This is a genomic window from Janthinobacterium lividum (genome assembly GCF_034424625.1).
Taxonomy (GTDB): domain Bacteria; phylum Pseudomonadota; class Gammaproteobacteria; order Burkholderiales; family Burkholderiaceae_D; genus Janthinobacterium; species Janthinobacterium lividum.
Window position 1 is genome coordinate 250,917 of the sequence record NZ_CP139977.1, and the last position, 18,272, is coordinate 269,188.

2 protein-coding genes are annotated in these 18,272 nt (G+C 61.7%); both read left to right on the top strand.

What is annotated here, in order from left to right; all coding sequences use genetic code 11:
- Window positions 1-23 precede the first annotated feature (23 nt).
- Window positions 24-11,060, top strand: a complete 11,037-nt coding sequence (locus tag U0004_RS29415; RefSeq protein ID WP_139144269.1) for a type I polyketide synthase — start codon at window positions 24-26, stop codon at window positions 11,058-11,060.
- A gap of 3 nt (window positions 11,061-11,063) precedes the next feature.
- On the top strand, window positions 11,064-18,260 hold the full coding sequence (locus U0004_RS29420) for an SDR family NAD(P)-dependent oxidoreductase (RefSeq protein ID WP_070259625.1): 7,197 nt from the start codon (window positions 11,064-11,066) through the stop codon (window positions 18,258-18,260).
- The last annotated feature ends 12 nt before the right edge of the window (window positions 18,261-18,272 follow it).

Genomic DNA, 18,272 nt, shown 5'->3' on the forward strand with positions numbered 1-18,272 from the left:
TCGTTTTGGAGAAGAGTAACGACATGAAGGGCCACAAGGATCTACTGAAGAGCTCCATCCTGAAGATTCAGGAGAAAGATCGCCGCATTCGCGAACTGGAGGCGGAGCGTGACGAACCGGTGGCGATCATCGGCTTATCTTGCCGCTTTCCCGGCGCAGCCGATCCGGAGGCATTCTGGAAGTTGATTGAGGACGGTAAGGATGCGGTCACGACCATGACGGACCAGCGCTGGCACATGGACGACTACTATTCCCCGAATGCGGGCGAGCCCGGCAAGATATACACGCGGCGATTCGGCCTGCTCGAGGAAGTCGACCAATTTGATCCCGCCGCCTTCGGCATTTCTGAGGCCGAGGCCGCGTATATCGATCCGCAGCACCGCATCTTGCTGGAGCAGGCATGGTTTTGCTTCGAACGTGCCGGTATCGACGTCAGTTCGGTCAAAGGCGCCAACATCGGTGTCTACATCGGCCAAATGAACAGTGACTACGAGCGCTTGATCAAGAGCGCGGGGGACATCAATCCCTATGTCGGGATCGGCAATGCGCTCAGCGCCGCGGCCGGACGGCTGGCCTATGTGTTCGGGCTGAAGGGGCCGAGCATGGCGCTCGATACCGCCTGTTCATCATCGATGGTGGCGGTGCACCTGGCGTGCCAGAGCCTGCGCATGGGCGAATGTACGATGGCGCTGGCGGGCGGCGTGAATCTACTGCTTAGTCCCGAGGCGGCGATCGGCGCCTCCGTCGCACACATGCTGTCGGCACAAGGGCGCTGCAACACCTTCGGCAACGGGGCCGATGGTTACGTGCGCTCGGAGGGCTGTGGCCTGGTTCTACTGAAGACCTTGTCGCGGGCACAAGCCGATGGCGACACGATCCTGGCGGTGATTCGCGGCTCGGCCGTAAACCAGGACGGCCGCAGCCATGGACTGAGCGCACCGAACGGGCCGGCGCAAATCGATGTGATACGCCGTGCGCTAGCGAACGCGCAGGTTGACCCAGCCGAGGTCGGCTACCTGGAGGCACACGGTACCGGCACGCCGCTCGGCGATCCGGTGGAGGTGCAGGCAGTGGACACGGTATATGGTTGTGCGAGCGGGCGTCGGACGCCGTTGGTCCTGGGTGCGGTTAAGGCCAACATCGGTCATTGCGAGTCGGCTGCCGGCGTTGCTGGCCTGATCAAACTAGTGTTGTTGCTGCAACGTGGTCGCTTGCCGCCGATCGCGCATCTCGGCGCGATGAATCCGCATTTCGAGGACTTGAACGGGCAACTGCTATTTCCCAAGGGCATCGCGCGCATGTGGAATAGTGAGCGCCCACGTATCGCCGCCTTGAGTTCATTCGGCTATACCGGAACCAATGCGCACTTGCTGTTGAGCGAGTACGTGGCCGCGCCCGTGCCGGCCCCGCCGTCTTCTGGTGTACGTCACGCGTTCTGTTTTTCCGCACACACCGGCGCTGCGCTACGCCGACAGCTGGTACAACTGGCGCAACGCGCGCGCTCCGAGCCGCAGGCATCGTTGCAGGAGCTTGCCGCGGCAGTCAATCGGATCCGCAGTGATCTTCCCTATCGTTTCGGGTTTTTGGCAGGGACAAGCCAGGAACTGCTGGACAGCCTGGATGCTGGTGCCGGCACCGAGTTCGCTGTACCGCCGGCGAAGCCGTCCCTGGTGTTGCTGTTCGATGGGGCAGGTTCCTTCCATTGCGCAACCGATGACCAACAACTTCGCTTCCGAATCGAGGCGGCGGCCGGCATCACTTTGGAGCGTCTCAACCAGTGCGACGACCGGCCGGCACTGAACAGGCTGGTTGCGCAGTGGCTGCATACTGAAGCCTTGGCGGCATGCGGACTGCAACCGCAATCAGTGCGGGGGGCCGGTTCAGGTGCACTGGCCGCGTTGGTATGCGCGCACGCCTTGACGATCGAGCAAGCGGTTGCCTTGGCCAAGGCGCTGGACGCGGCGTTGCCGACGGCACTGTGCCAAAGCTTGCTCGCGGACCTCGAGCTGGCCGAGGCAAGGCTTGCGGTGTGCCTGAACATCGGCCACACCTGGCACGAACTGCCGCATGGCCGCCCGGACGAGATCAAGCGCCTTCTTGCCGAAGTGCTTGCGAGCACTTCCGACTTGGCGGATACGCCGTGGCAGCCGGAGTCCGGCGCTCTCGAGATTGATATCTTGCGCCTGGCGCCGGTATCCGGTGCGGGACGCGGGAATGATACGGGGAGCTTGGCGAGCCTGATTGTGGCGCTGTTTAGCTGCGGTTTGTCACCCCGTTGGCGCCCCGCCGGCACCACGGCTGTATTGCCGCTGCCCGACTATCCTTTCGACCGGCGCCGCTGCTGGGTACCGGACTACGTGACCTCTCGCGTCGCTTCACTTCCGCTGTTGTTCGGTAGCATGCGGCATGGCGTTTTCACCACCGTGCTGGCCGAGCCGGATGGGGGAAGCCTGTTTGCCGGCGAGCTGTCGTTGGCGCGCCTTCCCTTCTTGCGTGATCACGTGGTGGCCGGCGCCATCGTACTGCCGGCCAGTGCTTATCTGGACATGATCGCCGAAGCCTGTTCCGGGGCGGGCGGCTCGCCGGTACGGGTGGAACACCTGCGCATAATGCAGCCTTGCGTATTGGGCTCGCACCCGCTGGGTGTGTATTGCCGCCTTGGCGCGGCCGACGGCGTGACAGCTGCTGTGGATATTTTCACCAAGGGCGCTGGCGACGGCGAATGGAGGCACCACGTCAGCGCCAGTGTAAATGAGCCTGTCGAGCAGTCACCACGGCACCATGCGCTGGACGTCGATCGCAAGAAATGCCCGGTTCCGGTGGCGCTCGGCCCTTACCGCGCCCAGGCGCGGCGTGCTGGCATCGACTACGGCCCAGCCTTTCAAGCGATCACCAGCTTATCACGCGGGGTAGGTGTTGCGCTGGCAAAGGTCGACTGGCCCGTCTCCTTGCCACGCGAATGGGCTGGTCGCGGTCTGCACCCTGTCATGCTGGATGCCTGTTTCCAGGCCATCGGTGCGGCGATCGGTGAGACCCAGGACGTCGAAGCACCAGCAAAGCTGTTCGTGCCTGTGGAGATCCATGGACTGCGAGATTCGGGACTGCGCCCCGACACGCTCTGGTGCCTGGTACGGATACTCGGTCCTGAAGCGGCTTGGGAGAGTGAGTCGCAAGTGAGCGACTATCTGCGTCAGCGCGAGAATCTGTCAGTTGCGTTGCTGGTCTACGATGAGCAAGGGCATGAAGTCATGGCCATCGAACGTTTCGAGGCGGCGCGCTACCAGGTCCCAACACCGCAGGAAGCATGGCGCGACTGGCTGTGGGAAAAGCACTGGGTGCCGATGAAGGGCCGGGGCGCCGGGCTTTCGATCGCGGCCGACGCCTTGCTGGAGCTGGCCCAGCCGCATTTCGGTCCAGCGCACTACGTGGCGGACGAGGCGCTGTTCCAGGACTTCGACGAGCTGGCTGGATTGTATATTTCGCAAGCTTTCAGGGAGCTCGGAGTGGTCGCCACGTCGGCACCCTCGGCCGAGGATCTGGTGCAAGGTCACGCCGTCTTGCCAGCCTATCTGCGCCTGGTGCGGCGGCTGCTTGCCCTGCAGGGACATCTGCCGACATCAGGACGCACCGCACAGGACGTCGAGGCTGCATTGCGGCGGTCGCTTGGGAGCGAGACGCGCGAGCTGGATCTGCTGGTGCGCTGTGGTGGCGTGTTGGCGGACGTCTTGCGTGGACGCGTTAACGCACTGGATCTCTTGTTCGAGTCTGCACATGCCGATGACACCGAAGCGCTCTACCAGGACAGTGCCGGCAGCCTGGCGTTGAACGACCGGGTGGCGGCTCTGGCCGCTCAGGCTGCTGCCAGCATGCCGCCAGATCGCAAGCTGCGTATCCTCGAGGTCGGCGCCGGAACCGGTGCAACGACCAGTAGGGTGTTGTCCCTGCTCGGCGGGCGCGATGTCGACTATGTGTTCACCGACTTGTCTGCTCACTTCCTGCGACGCGCGGAGGAGAAATTCCGCGATGCCGGGTCGTTCCAGTACCGTGTATTCGACTTGGAAGCCGATCCGCGCGGACAGGGCTTCGAGCCTGGTCAGTTCGATCTCATCATCGCCGTGAATGTGGTCCACGTGACTGCCGATCTTGCACGTGCGCTGGATCATCTCTCCCAGTGCCTGGCTGATGGCTGCATGTTGTTGTTGCGCGAAGTGACGCGGCCGCAGGCATGGCTCGACCTGACCTTCGGCCTGACGCCAGGCTGGTGGAATTTCAGCGATGGGGAGCTGCGCCAAGAGGGACCTCTGCTCGACCCTGCCGGTTGGGTCAGCTTGTTGAGTGAGCGTGGTTTTGAACCAGTTCTGGCAACTGACGAGCCGGGGCGCACCGAAAGTATTTTCGTGGCGCGCAAGCAGGCGCGGCGGGCGACTGGCCATTGGGTGGTGTTTGCCGACGGCGACGCTTGGTCCGAACAGCTGGGCAATACGCTGGCCTTGCGCGGAATGCAGGTGTCGCAGGTTGGATCGGCTCCGGACAGCCATGGCTGGCAGTTGCAGAGCCGGGACGGTTTTATCGCCATGCTGGATGACCTGGAGCAGGCGCACGGACCGATCACCGGCATCGTTTATGCATGGTCATTGCATTCCTGTGCGCTGGATGAAGGGGAACTGGCCAGTGCCGCCGAGCGGTATCTAAAATATCCGCTGCTGCTGTGTCAAGCTTTGTTGCAACCGCGTTGGCGTCACCTGAGTCCGAATTTCTTGACGGCTGGCGCGCAAGCGGTGGCGGCCGCGGTGACCCAGCCACTGCAGGCTCTGCTGTGGGGGCATGTGTTTGCTTTCGTGAACGAGAATGCCACCTTCGCACGGTTGATCGACATCGATGCGACTGATGCGTTCGACGCATCCATGCTTGATGTGCTCGAACAGACCGAAGAGTGCCAGCTTGCCCTACGCGATGGCCGGGCCATGGTGGCGCGCTTGCGGGCGGCGCCGCTGGCGGTGCCGCCCGCTCGAACGATATCTGCGCAGGCGAGCTACCTGATCACGGGTGGCTTCGGCGATCTCGGGTTGCAGACGGCGAAGCTGCTTGCTGCACAGGGCGCGCGACATTTAATCCTGCTTGGCCGCTCGGTTCGCGCGGAATCCGAGTTGGTGCTGGACACCTTACGTGCCCAGGGGGTGCAAATCCATGCGCTGCATGTCGATGTGGGCGATGAGGCGGCGCTGCAATCGGCGCTGGACGGCTTGCTGCCCGGACTACCTGCGCTGCGCGGTGTCGTCCATTCCGTGGGCGTGCTGGATGATGGCGTGATCGAGCAGCAAAATTGGGAGCGCTACTTGCGGGTGTTACGCCCGAAAGTGTTCGGCGCGATCCATCTACACCGTGCGGTCGCGGCGTGCGAGCTTGACTTCTTCGTGATTTATTCCTCCGCGGCGGCACTCATGGGCAACCCCGGACAGGCAAATCATGCCGCCGCCAACGCCTTCCTGGACGCGTTCGCTTCGTATCGGCGCGGCGCGGGCCACCCGGGACTGGCGATTGGATGGGGCGCCTGGTCGGGCATCGGCGCCGCGGCGGCCCGCAATATCGGTGCGCGTTTGAGCGAGAGTGATTCCATCGCGGGAACCATCACGCCTGAGCAGGGACTGGCCGTGATTGCGCAACAATTCCAATGCACCAATGTGCAGTTCGCCGTATTGCCGCTGAATCTGCGTAAACGACTCGACGCACAACGCCAGCCCCAAGTGCAACGCCTGCTGGCGGATTTACTGCAGGATGGCGGGCCGCAGGCGTCCGGGCGGATCGCCGCACAAACCAAGGATTTCTTGGCGCAACTGTACGAGATGAGCGTGCCGCAACGCCGGCGCCACCTCGAAACCCACTTGCAGCGGATCGTGGCTGGCTTGTTGAAGCACACGGACACGATCGAAGCACAAGCCAGCTTGTTCGACCACGGTTTGGATTCGTTGCTGGCGATTGACTTGCGCGGAATCCTCGAAAAAGATTTCGTGAAAAAGTTCGACTCGACCTTGTTGTTCGACTATCCGAGCATTGCAACGCTGGCGGAGTTCCTCATCAAAAGCTTACCCTCGCGCGGCGCTGACACGCCCGTGGAACCGAGTGCGATATTGGCACCAGCGGCCGCGGCGCAGGCCGATGGTGCGATTGCCGTGGTCGGCATGGCTTGTCGCTTCCCAGGCGGGGCCAATACGCCGGAGCAGTTTTGGGAATTGCTCAAAAATGGCGTGGACACTGTGAGTGGTATTCCCGTCGAGCGTTGGGATCACTCCCGGTACTTCGACCGCGAGAGAGGTAAGCCAGGCAAAGCTTATGTGGCCGAAGGCTGCTTTGTCGACCAGGTTGATCAATTTTATCCCGAACGCTTCGGCATCGCGGGTATCGAGGCTGAACTGATGGATCCGCAGCAGCGCATGCTCCTCGATGTCAGCTACGAGGCGTTCGAAAGCGCGGGTGTCGACCCGACTGCGCTGGACGGCTCTGAGACCGGCGTCTTCATGGGTGTGATGACCCAGGATTACCTGCACCTGAGCCAGCATGTGCGCGAGAACGCATTCTATGTCGGTACTGGCAGTGCCAACAGTGTCGTGGCCGGGCGGATTTCGCATGCATTCGGTTTGATGGGGCCGAGCATGACGATCGACACCGCCTGCTCGTCCTCGCTTGTCACAGTGCAGATGGCATGTGCGAACCTACGTTCAGGTGCATGCGACATGGCGCTGGCCGGTGGCGTCAGCCTGCAGTTGTCGCCGGAGCCCTTGATACTGGAGTGTGCCGGCGGCATGCTGTCGCCGAGCGGACGTTGTAGCACCTTTGATGCGGCGGCCGACGGGTTCGTGCGCGGCGAAGGGTGCGGGGTAGTCGTGCTCAAGCGGCTAGCCGATGCGATCTCGGAAAATGACAACATCCTCGGAGTCATCCGTGGCGGCGCCGTGACCCACAACGGCCATGCTGGTGGGCTGACGGTTCCTAGCGGCTTATCGCAGCAGCGGGTGCTGGAAAGGGCATTGGAGGACGCGGCTGTTGACCCGTCCGAGGTGAGCTACATCGAAGCGCACGGCACTGGTACCCTGCTCGGCGACCCGATAGAACTCAACGCACTGCAAGCGGTATTTGGTAGGACGCCCCGTGCGACGCCCCTGCACATTGCTTCCGTGAAGACCAATATCGGTCATGCCGAGGCCGCAGCCGGTGTCGCCGGGTTGATCAAGGTACTGTTGTGCATGCGTCATCGCATGCTTGCGCCGCACCTGCATTTCCAGAAGCCGAATCCGAACTTCGAATGGGAGAATAGCGCCTTGGTGGTCGCCGACCAGCTGCAGCCATGGGATTCACCGCGTATAGCGGGTGTCAGTTCGTTTGGTCTGAGCGGAACGAATGCGCACGTCGTGTTGGAGGAGTATGCCAAGCCTGCCGATTGTGGTGGGCCGCCGGCCGGCTTCGTGCCGTTGGCAGTGTTATCACATGTCAGCTGCGAACAGCTGGCAGGTGATGCAGCACGTTATGCCCAGGCGTTGGCCAGCAGTTCGTTGGCGGCCGTTGATGTGGCCTATACGATGAGCATGTCACGGGCGGGGCAGCCGATCAAGGCGGTACTGCCGGCGGCTTCGATCGCGCAGTTGCTGGAGGGGCTGCGGGCCTTGGCCGGCGACGCTACGGCGGCGTTCGAGAAACCTGGTACCGAACAGCATCCCTTAACGTGGCATCTCCCGCTCGACGTCGAACCACGCTGGGCGCGTTTTGCAGCACTCTATTATGATCAGTATGCCGCATTCCGCGATACGATCGACGCCTGTGCCGATGCCTTGCGTGTCCATGGGTACCGTATTGAGCCGCCGCGTGCGCTCTGCACGGACGAGGCGGCGCCTTTGTCGTCGCGCCTGCGGGCGGGCGTCCTGGGGTTGGCCTACGGTCGCTTGCTGCAGGCGTTAAATGTTCGTCCCGAAGGTTTGCATGCGCAAGGGGCGATGCTGTTCTGCGCGGCGGCGCTGAGCGGTGCGGCGAGCATCGAAACGATGCTCGCAGGGCTAATCGCCGACGACGAGGCGGGTGTACGTATGGCAATGGCAGCATTGCGGCTTTCCTCCGGCGACGTGCCATTTGTGTTCGGGCCTGGAGCAGATTGGTCCGACGAACTGAACCAGGTCTGCGCCGTGTCCTGTGCAACGGCGTTCCCCTACGACACCTGTGTCGTACAAGCAAGTGCCCTCGACTTGTTTGCGGGCCTTGTCGGTTCCGACCAAGATCCCGAACTGTCCACGCTGGTTGTCTCTCTTGCCAAACAGGGCCGGGCCATTGACTGGCACTCTTATTTTGCGCCCGCGCGAGCCCGTATAGTCAACCTGCCGACCAGCCATTTCCCGGCACGCCGCTATTGGGTGCCTGGCCATGCGTCGATCGCGACGGCCCCATCCGCGCTTATTGTGGCCGACCTGACCTCGGCACGTGACGGTCAGCGTTACGTCGACTTCGCGCTGGACAGCGCACGCCAGCCGTACCTGGACGAGCATGCGATTGGCGCCACGAACGTGCTCCCTGCCGCCGCTACCTTGGCGTTCGTGCTGCATGCACTGGGCCGCGACGCCCTTGCCGCCGGCGTGTTGCTGGAGGGACTGACCTTCCTGCGTCCGTTGCGCTTTGAACAGCGTCTCAACGTACAGCTGGCCATCGGCGCGGAGGGCCGCAGCGCATTGCACTTCCGCTCCTCCGACGCAAGCGCATGGCAGTCGTTCGCCTCGGTCGCGAAGTGCGGACATGCGAATGGCCTACCTGCCGGTGCCGGGACAGTATTCGATGACCTGCGCGCAATACGCGACAACGCGCCATCTTCTGTCGATGGTGCCGCTTTTTACGCGACCTATTTGCCGTTGACCCTTCGGTTAGGTGCCTCCTACCAGCGTATCGAGCGAATTTGGCGTGACGGTCAGTGCGCGGTGGCCAAGATCCGCACGCTCGATGCTGATTTCCTGGTCGATCCGCGTGCGCTCGATGCCTGTCTGCAAACGGTGAATGTATTTGCGGATGCACTGGAGGTCAAACCGGACGGTCTTTTCTTACCTTATACCATCGGCCGTGCGGAATTGTTTGGCTGGCCGGAGGGCGAGAGTTTCTGGTGCCTGACGTGCTACCTCCCACAGGCCAGTGGATCGCGCGAACTGGTGTATGACATCATCGTCATCGACGAGCACGGGCGGCTGTGCGCGCGCTTTCAGCAAGCCAGTTTCAGGAAGGTGGCGACGTTGGCGGCGCCGGCAGCAAACAGCGGGCTGCTGCATCAGCTCACGTGGGACGTGTCATCGTTACCCGCGAATGTACCGTCTGGCCTGGATGGTGCGCTGTTGTTGATCGGTCGCGAGCGGCCTCTGCTGTCAGATTTGCAGGCTCTCCTGGGGCCGTGCGTGTATCGGGTCTGGCCGAAAGCAGCCGCGCAGGAGCCAACTGCGATCAAGCGTACCCTTCGCGTCGCCCTTGATGAAGCAGGCGGTGCGCAGGCACTGATCTACGCCGATCTGCTGGATGAGACCGATCAGGACTTGTCCCCGGCAGCATGGACCGAGCGGGTGCAAGACTCGCTTTGGTATCTTGCGCAATGGTTGGTTGCGGCTAGCGAGGCGGCGCTGCCCGTGATCGTGCTGACCCGGGCTTCGCAAAGCATCGAGGCTGGGGGAATACCGTTGTCGTCGGTTGGCCATGCCGCCACCGCGCTCGTGCGTACCGCCGCCTTGGAGTTTCCATCACTGCGCGTGACGCTGGTCGACCTGGATCAGCATGACGCCTTGGATTGGTTGGCCGAGGTAGCGGGCAGCCAACCCGGAGCAGTGGTTGCGTACCGCCAAGGCATGCGTTATCTGCCGGCACTAAAGCCGGCACCGATGCGCCCGCCTGTCAGCACGGTTCCGGCCGTTCGCCCCAGCCGCACCTATGTGATCTCGGGTGGCCTGGGCGGTATCGGCTTGTTAACGGCGGAACTGTTGGTGGACCAGGGTGCCGAGGCCATTGCCTTGCTGGCCCGTTCGGTGCGCCCGGAAACGGAGCAGCGCGTGGAACAGCTACGGCAGCGTGGTTGCAAAGTGCAGGTATTCATCGATGATATCGGCGACCCGGACAGCGTCCGCACGTGCATGCAGCAGATCGTCCGCGACATGCCGCCCGTGGCCGGCATCCTGCATGCCGCCGGCACCTTGTCGGATGCCATGCTCAAGTACCAGAACATAGCGCAGTGGCGCCAGGTGTTTTCGGCCAAGGTGCAAGGTGCGCTGAATCTGTTCGAGGCGAGCACGTCAATGGAGCTGGACTTCTTTGTCTTGTTTTCCTCGATCGTCTCGGTGGTCGGCTCAGCGGGCCAGGCCAACTACGCGGTCGCCAACGGTCTGCTTGACTCTCTTGCGCAGCGTTGGGCCGCCCAAGGTGTGCCGGCGATGAGCATCAACTGGGGAGCTTGGGCGGATACAGGAATGGCGCGCAAGGCACAGGCCGCGGGCGTTCAATTCCGCGATCCTCTGTCATCCGAGGAGGCGCTGGCTGAGTTGGTCGGTTTGCTGCGTTATCCGATGGTGCAAGTCGCGGTCTGTCGTGTCGACGACGAACCAGATGCACTCGCTGCGCCGCCCGACTTGACTGTGCCGCAGGCAAACGTGCTGGGAGGGAATTTCTTCACACTGCCCGATGCCGAACAGGCCACGTTGGTCACCGACGTCATTCGGGAGCGCTTGATCGGCTTTCTGAAAATTGCGTCGAACCATGTGTCGGACGATCGTCCATTCTTCGATCTCGGCCTCGATTCGGTCACTGCGGTCAGTTTCACTAGCCATCTCAGTGAGACATTCGCACTGAAGTTGCATGTGGACACGATTTTCGATCATCCCAGCGTATCCAGCCTTGCTGGCCACGTGTTGCGTTTGTTGCTTGCCGATAGGCGGCCAGTCAATGTGGCTGAACAGCAGGTGCCGCCGCCGGAAGTGTCAATGTCGATCGACGATCTGTCCATGATGCTTGATCTCGAACTGAATGAGACGGATACCAATTTTATTTTAGGATGCTGACAGATGGATGATATCAAGCAGTTGCTTAGCAAGAGCGTGAACGAGATCAAGCGCTTGAAGGCGGTTAACCGAAAACTGGAGCAGGAGCTTAGCGAACCTATCGCCATCGTCGGCACGGCCTGTCGCTATCCCGGCGACATCAATTCTTTGGAGCAGTTGTGGGAAGCGCTAAGTGAGGGCAAGGACTGCATTGGCCGGATGACAGACCAGCGCTGGCCGATGCACCGCTTCTTGAACGACGATGCGCATCAGGCGGGCAGCATCTACACCGACGCGATGGGCATGCTTTCCGACATCGATCGCTTCGATCCGGCACATTTCGGCTTGAAGACCGAAGAGGCCAGGCATCTCGATCCGCAACATCGGCTGTTGATGGAATTGGCCTGGGAGACGTTCGAGGATGCCGGATATGCCATCGAACGCTTCGCCGGCAGTCGCACTGGCGTCTACGTAGGCATCATGAGTGATGACTACGGCCAGCTGCAGGGGCCGTTGGAGGCTGCCAATTATTACATCGGCGCCGGCATGGCCAGGAGTTGCGCGGCTGGTCGGTTGGCGTTCACGTTCGGCCTGGAAGGCCCGGCACTGGCGCTCGACACGGCTTGCTCGTCATCGCTGGTCGGTGTGCACCTGGCGGTGCAGGCGTTGCGGCGCGGCGAATGCGATGCGGCGCTGGCGGGCGGTGTCAATCTGATCTTGTCGCCCCAAGGTACCGTGGTGGCATGCCGCTCGCAGATGCTGTCGCGCAGCGGCCGTTGCCAAACATTCGACGCAGGCGCCGATGGTTACGTACGGTCGGAAGGTTGCGGACTGGTGTTGTTGAAGCGCCTGAGCGATGCCCAGCGTGACGGCGACCGGATTTATGCGTTGGTGCGTGGTTCGGCGGTTAACCACGATGGCCGCACCCAAGGCTTGACTGCGCCGAGTGGACAGGCGCAGCGGCGCGTGATCGCGGCGGCATTGGCCGACGCCGGCGTGGCACCGGGTGACGTGGATTTCGTGGAGTGCCACGGGACCGGTACCGCCCTGGGTGATCCGATCGAAGTGCGCGCCATTGAGGCGAGCTACGTGCACGGCTGCGAGGCCCGCAAGCCGTTGCTGATCGGCGCGTTGAAGTCGAATCTCGGCCACATGGAGGCTGCCGCCGGGATCGGCGGGTTGCACAAGGCGATCCAGGTGGTACGTCACCGGCACGTACCGAAAAACTTGCATTTCCAGACGATCAATCCACAAATCCAGGTTGACCTGCGCACGCTGCACATTGCCGCCCAGCCGGTTGCGCTACAGGTCGAGGGAGTCGTTCTAGCGGGCGTGAGTTCGTTCGGATTCAGCGGCACTAACGCTCATATCATCCTCGAATCTTATGTGGAGGAGCAGGCGCCCGCTCAGCAGGCGGAATACGTTGGTTTGTTCCGGTTGGCCGCGCGTTCGCACGCCGCGCTCGGAGATTATGCCGGCCGCTACCTGGCGCTGCTGGAGCGCGAACAGCCGCTGCCCATACCTGCCTTATGCCGCACTGCCGCCATAGGGCGCAGCGAAGGCGGTTTTCGCCTCGCCTTTACCGTCGGTAGCCGAGAAGATCTGCGGGCCTGCCTGCAGGAGTATCTCGATGTGACCGGCGGTGACCACGTGGTACCAGCGCTCGATTCCATTGCCTGCGCGTGGGTCATTGGTGGACAGAAAGATGTGGATTGGACACTGGCAGGCCGCCTCTACGACAGCCACACTGTTTACCGTGCCACGGTGGAACAGGCATATGCCTACCTGCAGCCCCGCCACTCGGAAGGACTGGCACATTTCAGGTGCTTGCTCGAGGGAGGCGAACAGACGACGGAAGCGCTCCCCCATGCCGTTCATAGATGGGCATTGGCAAAGCTGCTGGCGCATTTTGGCCTCTTTCCATGCCGGATAACGGGCAGCGGTTTCGGCGAATACATTGCTGCCGCTGTCGCCGGCCTGTTGGATTGGCAGGACATGCTCGATATCTTGTTCTCGGGCATCGTCCGCCCAGATCTGGCGCTGGGGCGGAGTCGGTGTGATTTTGTCAGCACCTTCGGCAAGGCGGCTTCCTTGCCAGAGGCTTGGCAGGTCGGGGAGGCGATGGCGAACGCGAATCAGGAGCACGCCTTGGTCTCTGGGGGGGGCGCCAGCAGTGATAGTTGTGCACGCATCGCATTGACCAGCGGCTTGTCGCTGCGATTGACGGGCGAGCTGGATGAGCGCATCTTCCGCTGGGTGCATGGCAATACCAATCGTAACCAGGCGCTTCCTTTGGAGAATTTCCTGGCGCATTGTTATATGGCAGGCCTGGCGCTCGATTGGGAGCACATTTTCGGGGATCAGCCAGCATTGAGACTCAGTCTACCGACCTATCCATTCCAGCGCGAGCGGATCTGGACCGACTGGGCATATATGTTCGATGCGACGTTGCCATCTACCGTCGGCCAGCCTGATCTGGCACGCGTGGGGCGGATCGAGGCGCGGACGAAGGAATGGGGTGGCGAGCGCGTCGAACACCCCATCCTGCATTCAGTGTTCAGCTGTCCTTCGGGCGCATGGAACTTTTCTGGTGAGTTGTCCCTGGCGAGCATGCCCTTCCTCGCAGCGCACCGTATGTTGGGGGAGGCCTTGGTACCGGCCAGTTTGTATCTCGATCTGGTGCTGGTGGCGGTCCGCCGCTGCTGGCCTGGGCAGGCGCTGCAGATCGATGAAATGCAGTTGTTGCACAAATGTGTATTCACAGCGGAGCCGATCGACGTGTATTGTCATGTGCGTCCGGCGGCAGGCCTGGTGGAGATCTATAGCAAGCCCCGTTCGGCCCACGCCTGGCAACAGCATGTGCGGGCAAAGGTGAGTACCGCCGCACCGGCATCGCTGCCGGACGCGCCCCTGGAGGCGTACCGATTGCTGTGCGAGGAACCGCTATCCGTGCGGCGTTACTACCAAAACATCGCTCAGATCGGCTTGAACTACGGTGCCGACTTCCAAGGTATTTTTGAGCTGTCGCGCGGCGAACGGCGCGCCTTGGCGAAGATCGCTCTGCCGCCCAGCGTCGACCAGTCCTTAGATGGCTATCTCGCGCATCCGATTTTGCTGGATGCCTGCCTGCAGGCGATCGCGGCCGCGTCGCAACCGAATGCGGCCGACGGTGTGTTCGTCCCGTCTCAGATCAAAGGCGTGCACCTTTACCGGCCCTTGCCCGAGATACTGTGGTGCCTGGTCGAAGTCGCTCCGGTGGAGACGCCGGCCGATGGCGCCAGCGGCAGGAGCCACGCTTCGCTGACCATGCTGGATACGAATGGCGCATGCGTGATGCGTATCGATCGTTTCGAAACCCAACGCTACGCAACGCAACCCGTGCGCTCTATCGGGAATGCCCCCAGCCAGAATGACGAGAACTATACTGACTGGCTTTACGAAAAACACTGGGTAGTCGATGAGGCGTTCGATACGGCAACGGTAGACATCGCTGAATCGGTGGGTGCCGCGCGCGCACCGAGCCACTGGCTGCTGTTCTCTGACCAGGGAGCAGCATGCGACGCGCTGGAAGCGAAACTGACCGCTCAAGGCGATCATGTTTCCGTGCTTTGCCTGGGCGAGCCCGCTAAGCACGGGAGGCTGCGGTTTGCGCCTCAGTCGCAGGATGATGTTGGCGGCGTGTTCGACATCGTCGAGGCCGGGGGCGCGCAGGTTAATGGCGTCATCTACGGATGGTCGCTGACTGACTTCGGCCCCCTTGGTAGCGACGGCTATACGGAGGCACTCGATGTCTGTGCAAAGTATCCGCTGTGGCTGAGCCAGGCAATACTAGGACTGGGCCGCCGCAGCATTGGCTTGAGTTTCCTGACACGCGGCAGTCAGCCGGCTGGTGAGGCATGCGTCACCCAACCGCTCGCTGCGTTGTTATGGGGGCATGTCGCCGCCTTCGTCAACGAAAATCGCTTGTTCGCGCGCCTTGTGGATCTCGATCCCGATGCGCTCGACGAGTCCGCCGATGTTGCGTTGCTGGTGCGCACGCTGAACGTTGAAGATGAATGCCAGGTCGCGTTGCGGCGCGGCCGTCGTTTGCTGGCACGTCTGCGCCCTGGCACGCTGGAGCTGACACGGGCGGTGACCATCGACCCTGCGGCCAGTTATCTTATTACTGGTGGTTTTGGCGCTCTCGGCATGGAAACCGCCAGGGAATTGGTGCGCCAGGGGGCTCGTCATCTCGTGCTGGTTGGACGCAGTACCGGCAAGGGTGACAGCGATCCCCTATTGCAGGAAATTCATGCCGCCGGTGCGCGCACCTATCCTTTGCAAGCCGATATCGGCGACAGGGCCGACTTTGTGCCGAAGCTCGCAGCGCTGTTACGAGAGCTGCCGCCTCTGAAGGGTGTGATCCATTCGGCAGGCGTGCTGGATGATGGCGTCGTCGGCCAGCAGAACTGGGAGCGCTATCAGAGTGTTTTCGGACCGAAGGTCGGCGGCACATTGCACCTCCATCTGGGAACTCGCGGACAGCCGCTGGATTTCTTTATCCTGTATTCCTCGGCAGCGGCAATCCTGGGTAACCCCGGGCAGGCCAATTATGCGGCTGCCAATGCCTTCATGGATAGCTTCGCCTGGTACTTGCGGGGGAATGGTCTGCCCGGTATGTCGATCAACTGGGGTGGATGGTCGCAGATCGGCATCGCGGCCGGCTATACGCATAGGACGGCGGTTAGCAAGGATGGATTGCTCGGATTTATTCCTCCGGAGCAGGGCGCGCAGGTGATCGCGCACCAGTTCGCCAGCACGCATACGCAGTTTGCCGTGCTCCCACTGCGTCGGAATACGTCCATGGTTGAGAGCAATATGCCCTATCTCACCCAGTTGCTGGGCGACGTGTTGCAGGACGGGCACCAGGAGGTGTCCATGCCTGATTCGCTAGCCAGTGCCTCGCATGGCTTGGCCGACGACAGTGGCGTGCTCGCCAGCTTCGGCCGTGTCGGAGGCATGGCGCGGCATGCACTGGTGAAGCAGTATGTGAGCAGAGTGATCGCCGTACTGCTGAACGCATCTTCCACCTTGGATGATCGCGCCAGCCTGTTTGATCTAGGGCTGGACTCCTTGTTGAGTATCGATTTGCGTCTGCATCTGGAAAAAAATCTGGATTGCAGTCTCTCGTCGACCTTGTTGCACGATTACCCGACCATCGATACGCTGACGAATTTCTTGCTCGATAACGTCATCGGGCATGGCGTATCGTCGCCGCAGGAGGTGGCACCGGTGGTGCCACCAAGGGCGAGTGAAACGGCGATCAAACAGCAGGCAACCGATGCCGCCACGGTGAACAGCATGCTGCCTGCCACCGCCGCCGAGGAGGAGCCCGACATCGCGATCATTGGCATATCGGGCCGTTTTCCTGGTGCGCCTGATCTGGAAACATTCTGGGAAAATTTGCGAAACGGTTGCGATAGCGTCACCGAAATTCCGGCCGATCGCTGGAATCACGCCGACTATTTCGACAAGCGCAAGAATATTCCTGGCAAGAGCTATAGTGGCTGGGGAGGCTTCATCAATGACGTGGATCAGTTCGATCCAGAGTTCTTCAACATCTCGCCCCGCATGGCCGCCTTTCTGGATCCCAAGGAGCGGCTGTTCCTGGAGACCGTCTGGAACATGTTGGAGGACGCGGCGTACACGCGCGGGCACCTGCGCCAAGCCTACGGATCCAAGGTCGGTGTTTTTGTCGGCGCGATGTACCAGTTGTATGGTGCCTTCGCCGCCAATGACAATGAACGCGCCGCCACCGCATTGTCGTCGTATAACGCGATCGCTAACCGTATTTCCTACTTTTTCGACTTGCGCGGTCCCAGCCTCGCGGTCGATACGATGTGCTCATCGTCGCTTACTGCGATCCATCTGGCATGCCAAAGCCTGCTGGATGGTGACTGCGAACTGGCCATTGCTGGTGGCGTCAATCTCTCGATCCATCCACGCAAATTTGTTGCGCTAAGCCAGGCACAGATCATCGGCAGCCATGCGGGCAGCCGCAGCTTCAGCGATGGCGACGGCTACTTGCCGGCGGAGGCGGTTGGTGCGGTTTTGCTCAAGCCACTGGCCAAGGCGCGCCGGGATGGCGACCGCGTTCTGGCGGTAATCAAGGCATCGTCGATCAATCATGGAGGGCGATCCACTGGCTACTTTGCGCCGAACGCCGAAGCACAGGTGCAGTTGATTGAAGCGAACTTCAGTAAGGCTGGTATTGATCCGGCGAGTATTGGGTACGTCGAGGCGGCGGCCAATGGCGCGACCCTGGGCGACTCGACCGAACTGAGGGCATTGCGCACGGTGTTTGCTAACGCTGGCGTGAATGGACCGCTGTGCCCGATCGGTACCGTGAAATCAAACATCGGCCATGCGGAAGCGGCGTCTGGGATGGCCCAGCTGGCTAAGGTCGTTTTGCAGCTGAAGCATCGGATGTTGGTACCGTCCATCAAGACCGAGCCGCGCAATCCGAATATTGACTTCGCGACAACGCAGTTTCACTTGTTGGATCAACCGGAGCCATGGGTGACGGAGATCGGGAAACCGCGACGCGCCACCATCAGTTCGTTCGGTGCAGGTGGTGCGAATGCTCACCTGATCATCGAGGAATACATCGGGACAACCGTCCAGGCTCCGACGCAGGTCTCGACGTTGGCTGCGCCATCTCTCGAAGGGATCGTGCTTTCGGCGCGTACCACGGAGCAGTTGGCGCACGTGGCGCAACGTCTGTTGATGTACTTGAACAGCGATGTGTGTGACATCGTCCTCGAGCAAGGTGAACGTCCGATCACCTTGTCCAATATTGCCTACACGCTCCAGACAGGCAGGGAAGAAATGGACTGCCGCCTGGCGCTGCTGGTCGGCGATCTCGACGAGCTGCGGCGAGGCCTGGGGCAGTATTTGAAGGTCGCGGGTGAGGGCGAACAGGTGTGCATGTACAGCGGTAACGTGCAAGACCAACTCGAGTTAAGGAACCTGTTGTCGAGCAAGGCGGGTGAGGCGATGGCGCAGGCGCTCGCGGCCGACGGGCAACTGCAAAAGCTGATGCTGCACTGGGTTCAGGGTGGCAAGGTGCCGTGGGAGGCCTTGCGTCGTGGACAACCTGTCCAATACGTGACATTGCCAACTTACCCGTTTGCTCGTTCGCGATACTGGCTTTCGGGTGGGGTTGAACTCTCTTCGTCGTGATCGGCATTGACC

Bases quoted from the DNA above. Each gene is read 5' to 3' on its own strand.
- U0004_RS29415 (WP_139144269.1), top strand. From the start codon at position 24: ATGAAGGGCCACAAGGATCTACTGAAGAGCTCCATCCTGAAGATTCAG.
- U0004_RS29420 (WP_070259625.1), top strand. From the start codon at position 11,064: ATGGATGATATCAAGCAGTTGCTTAGCAAGAGCGTGAACGAGATCAAG.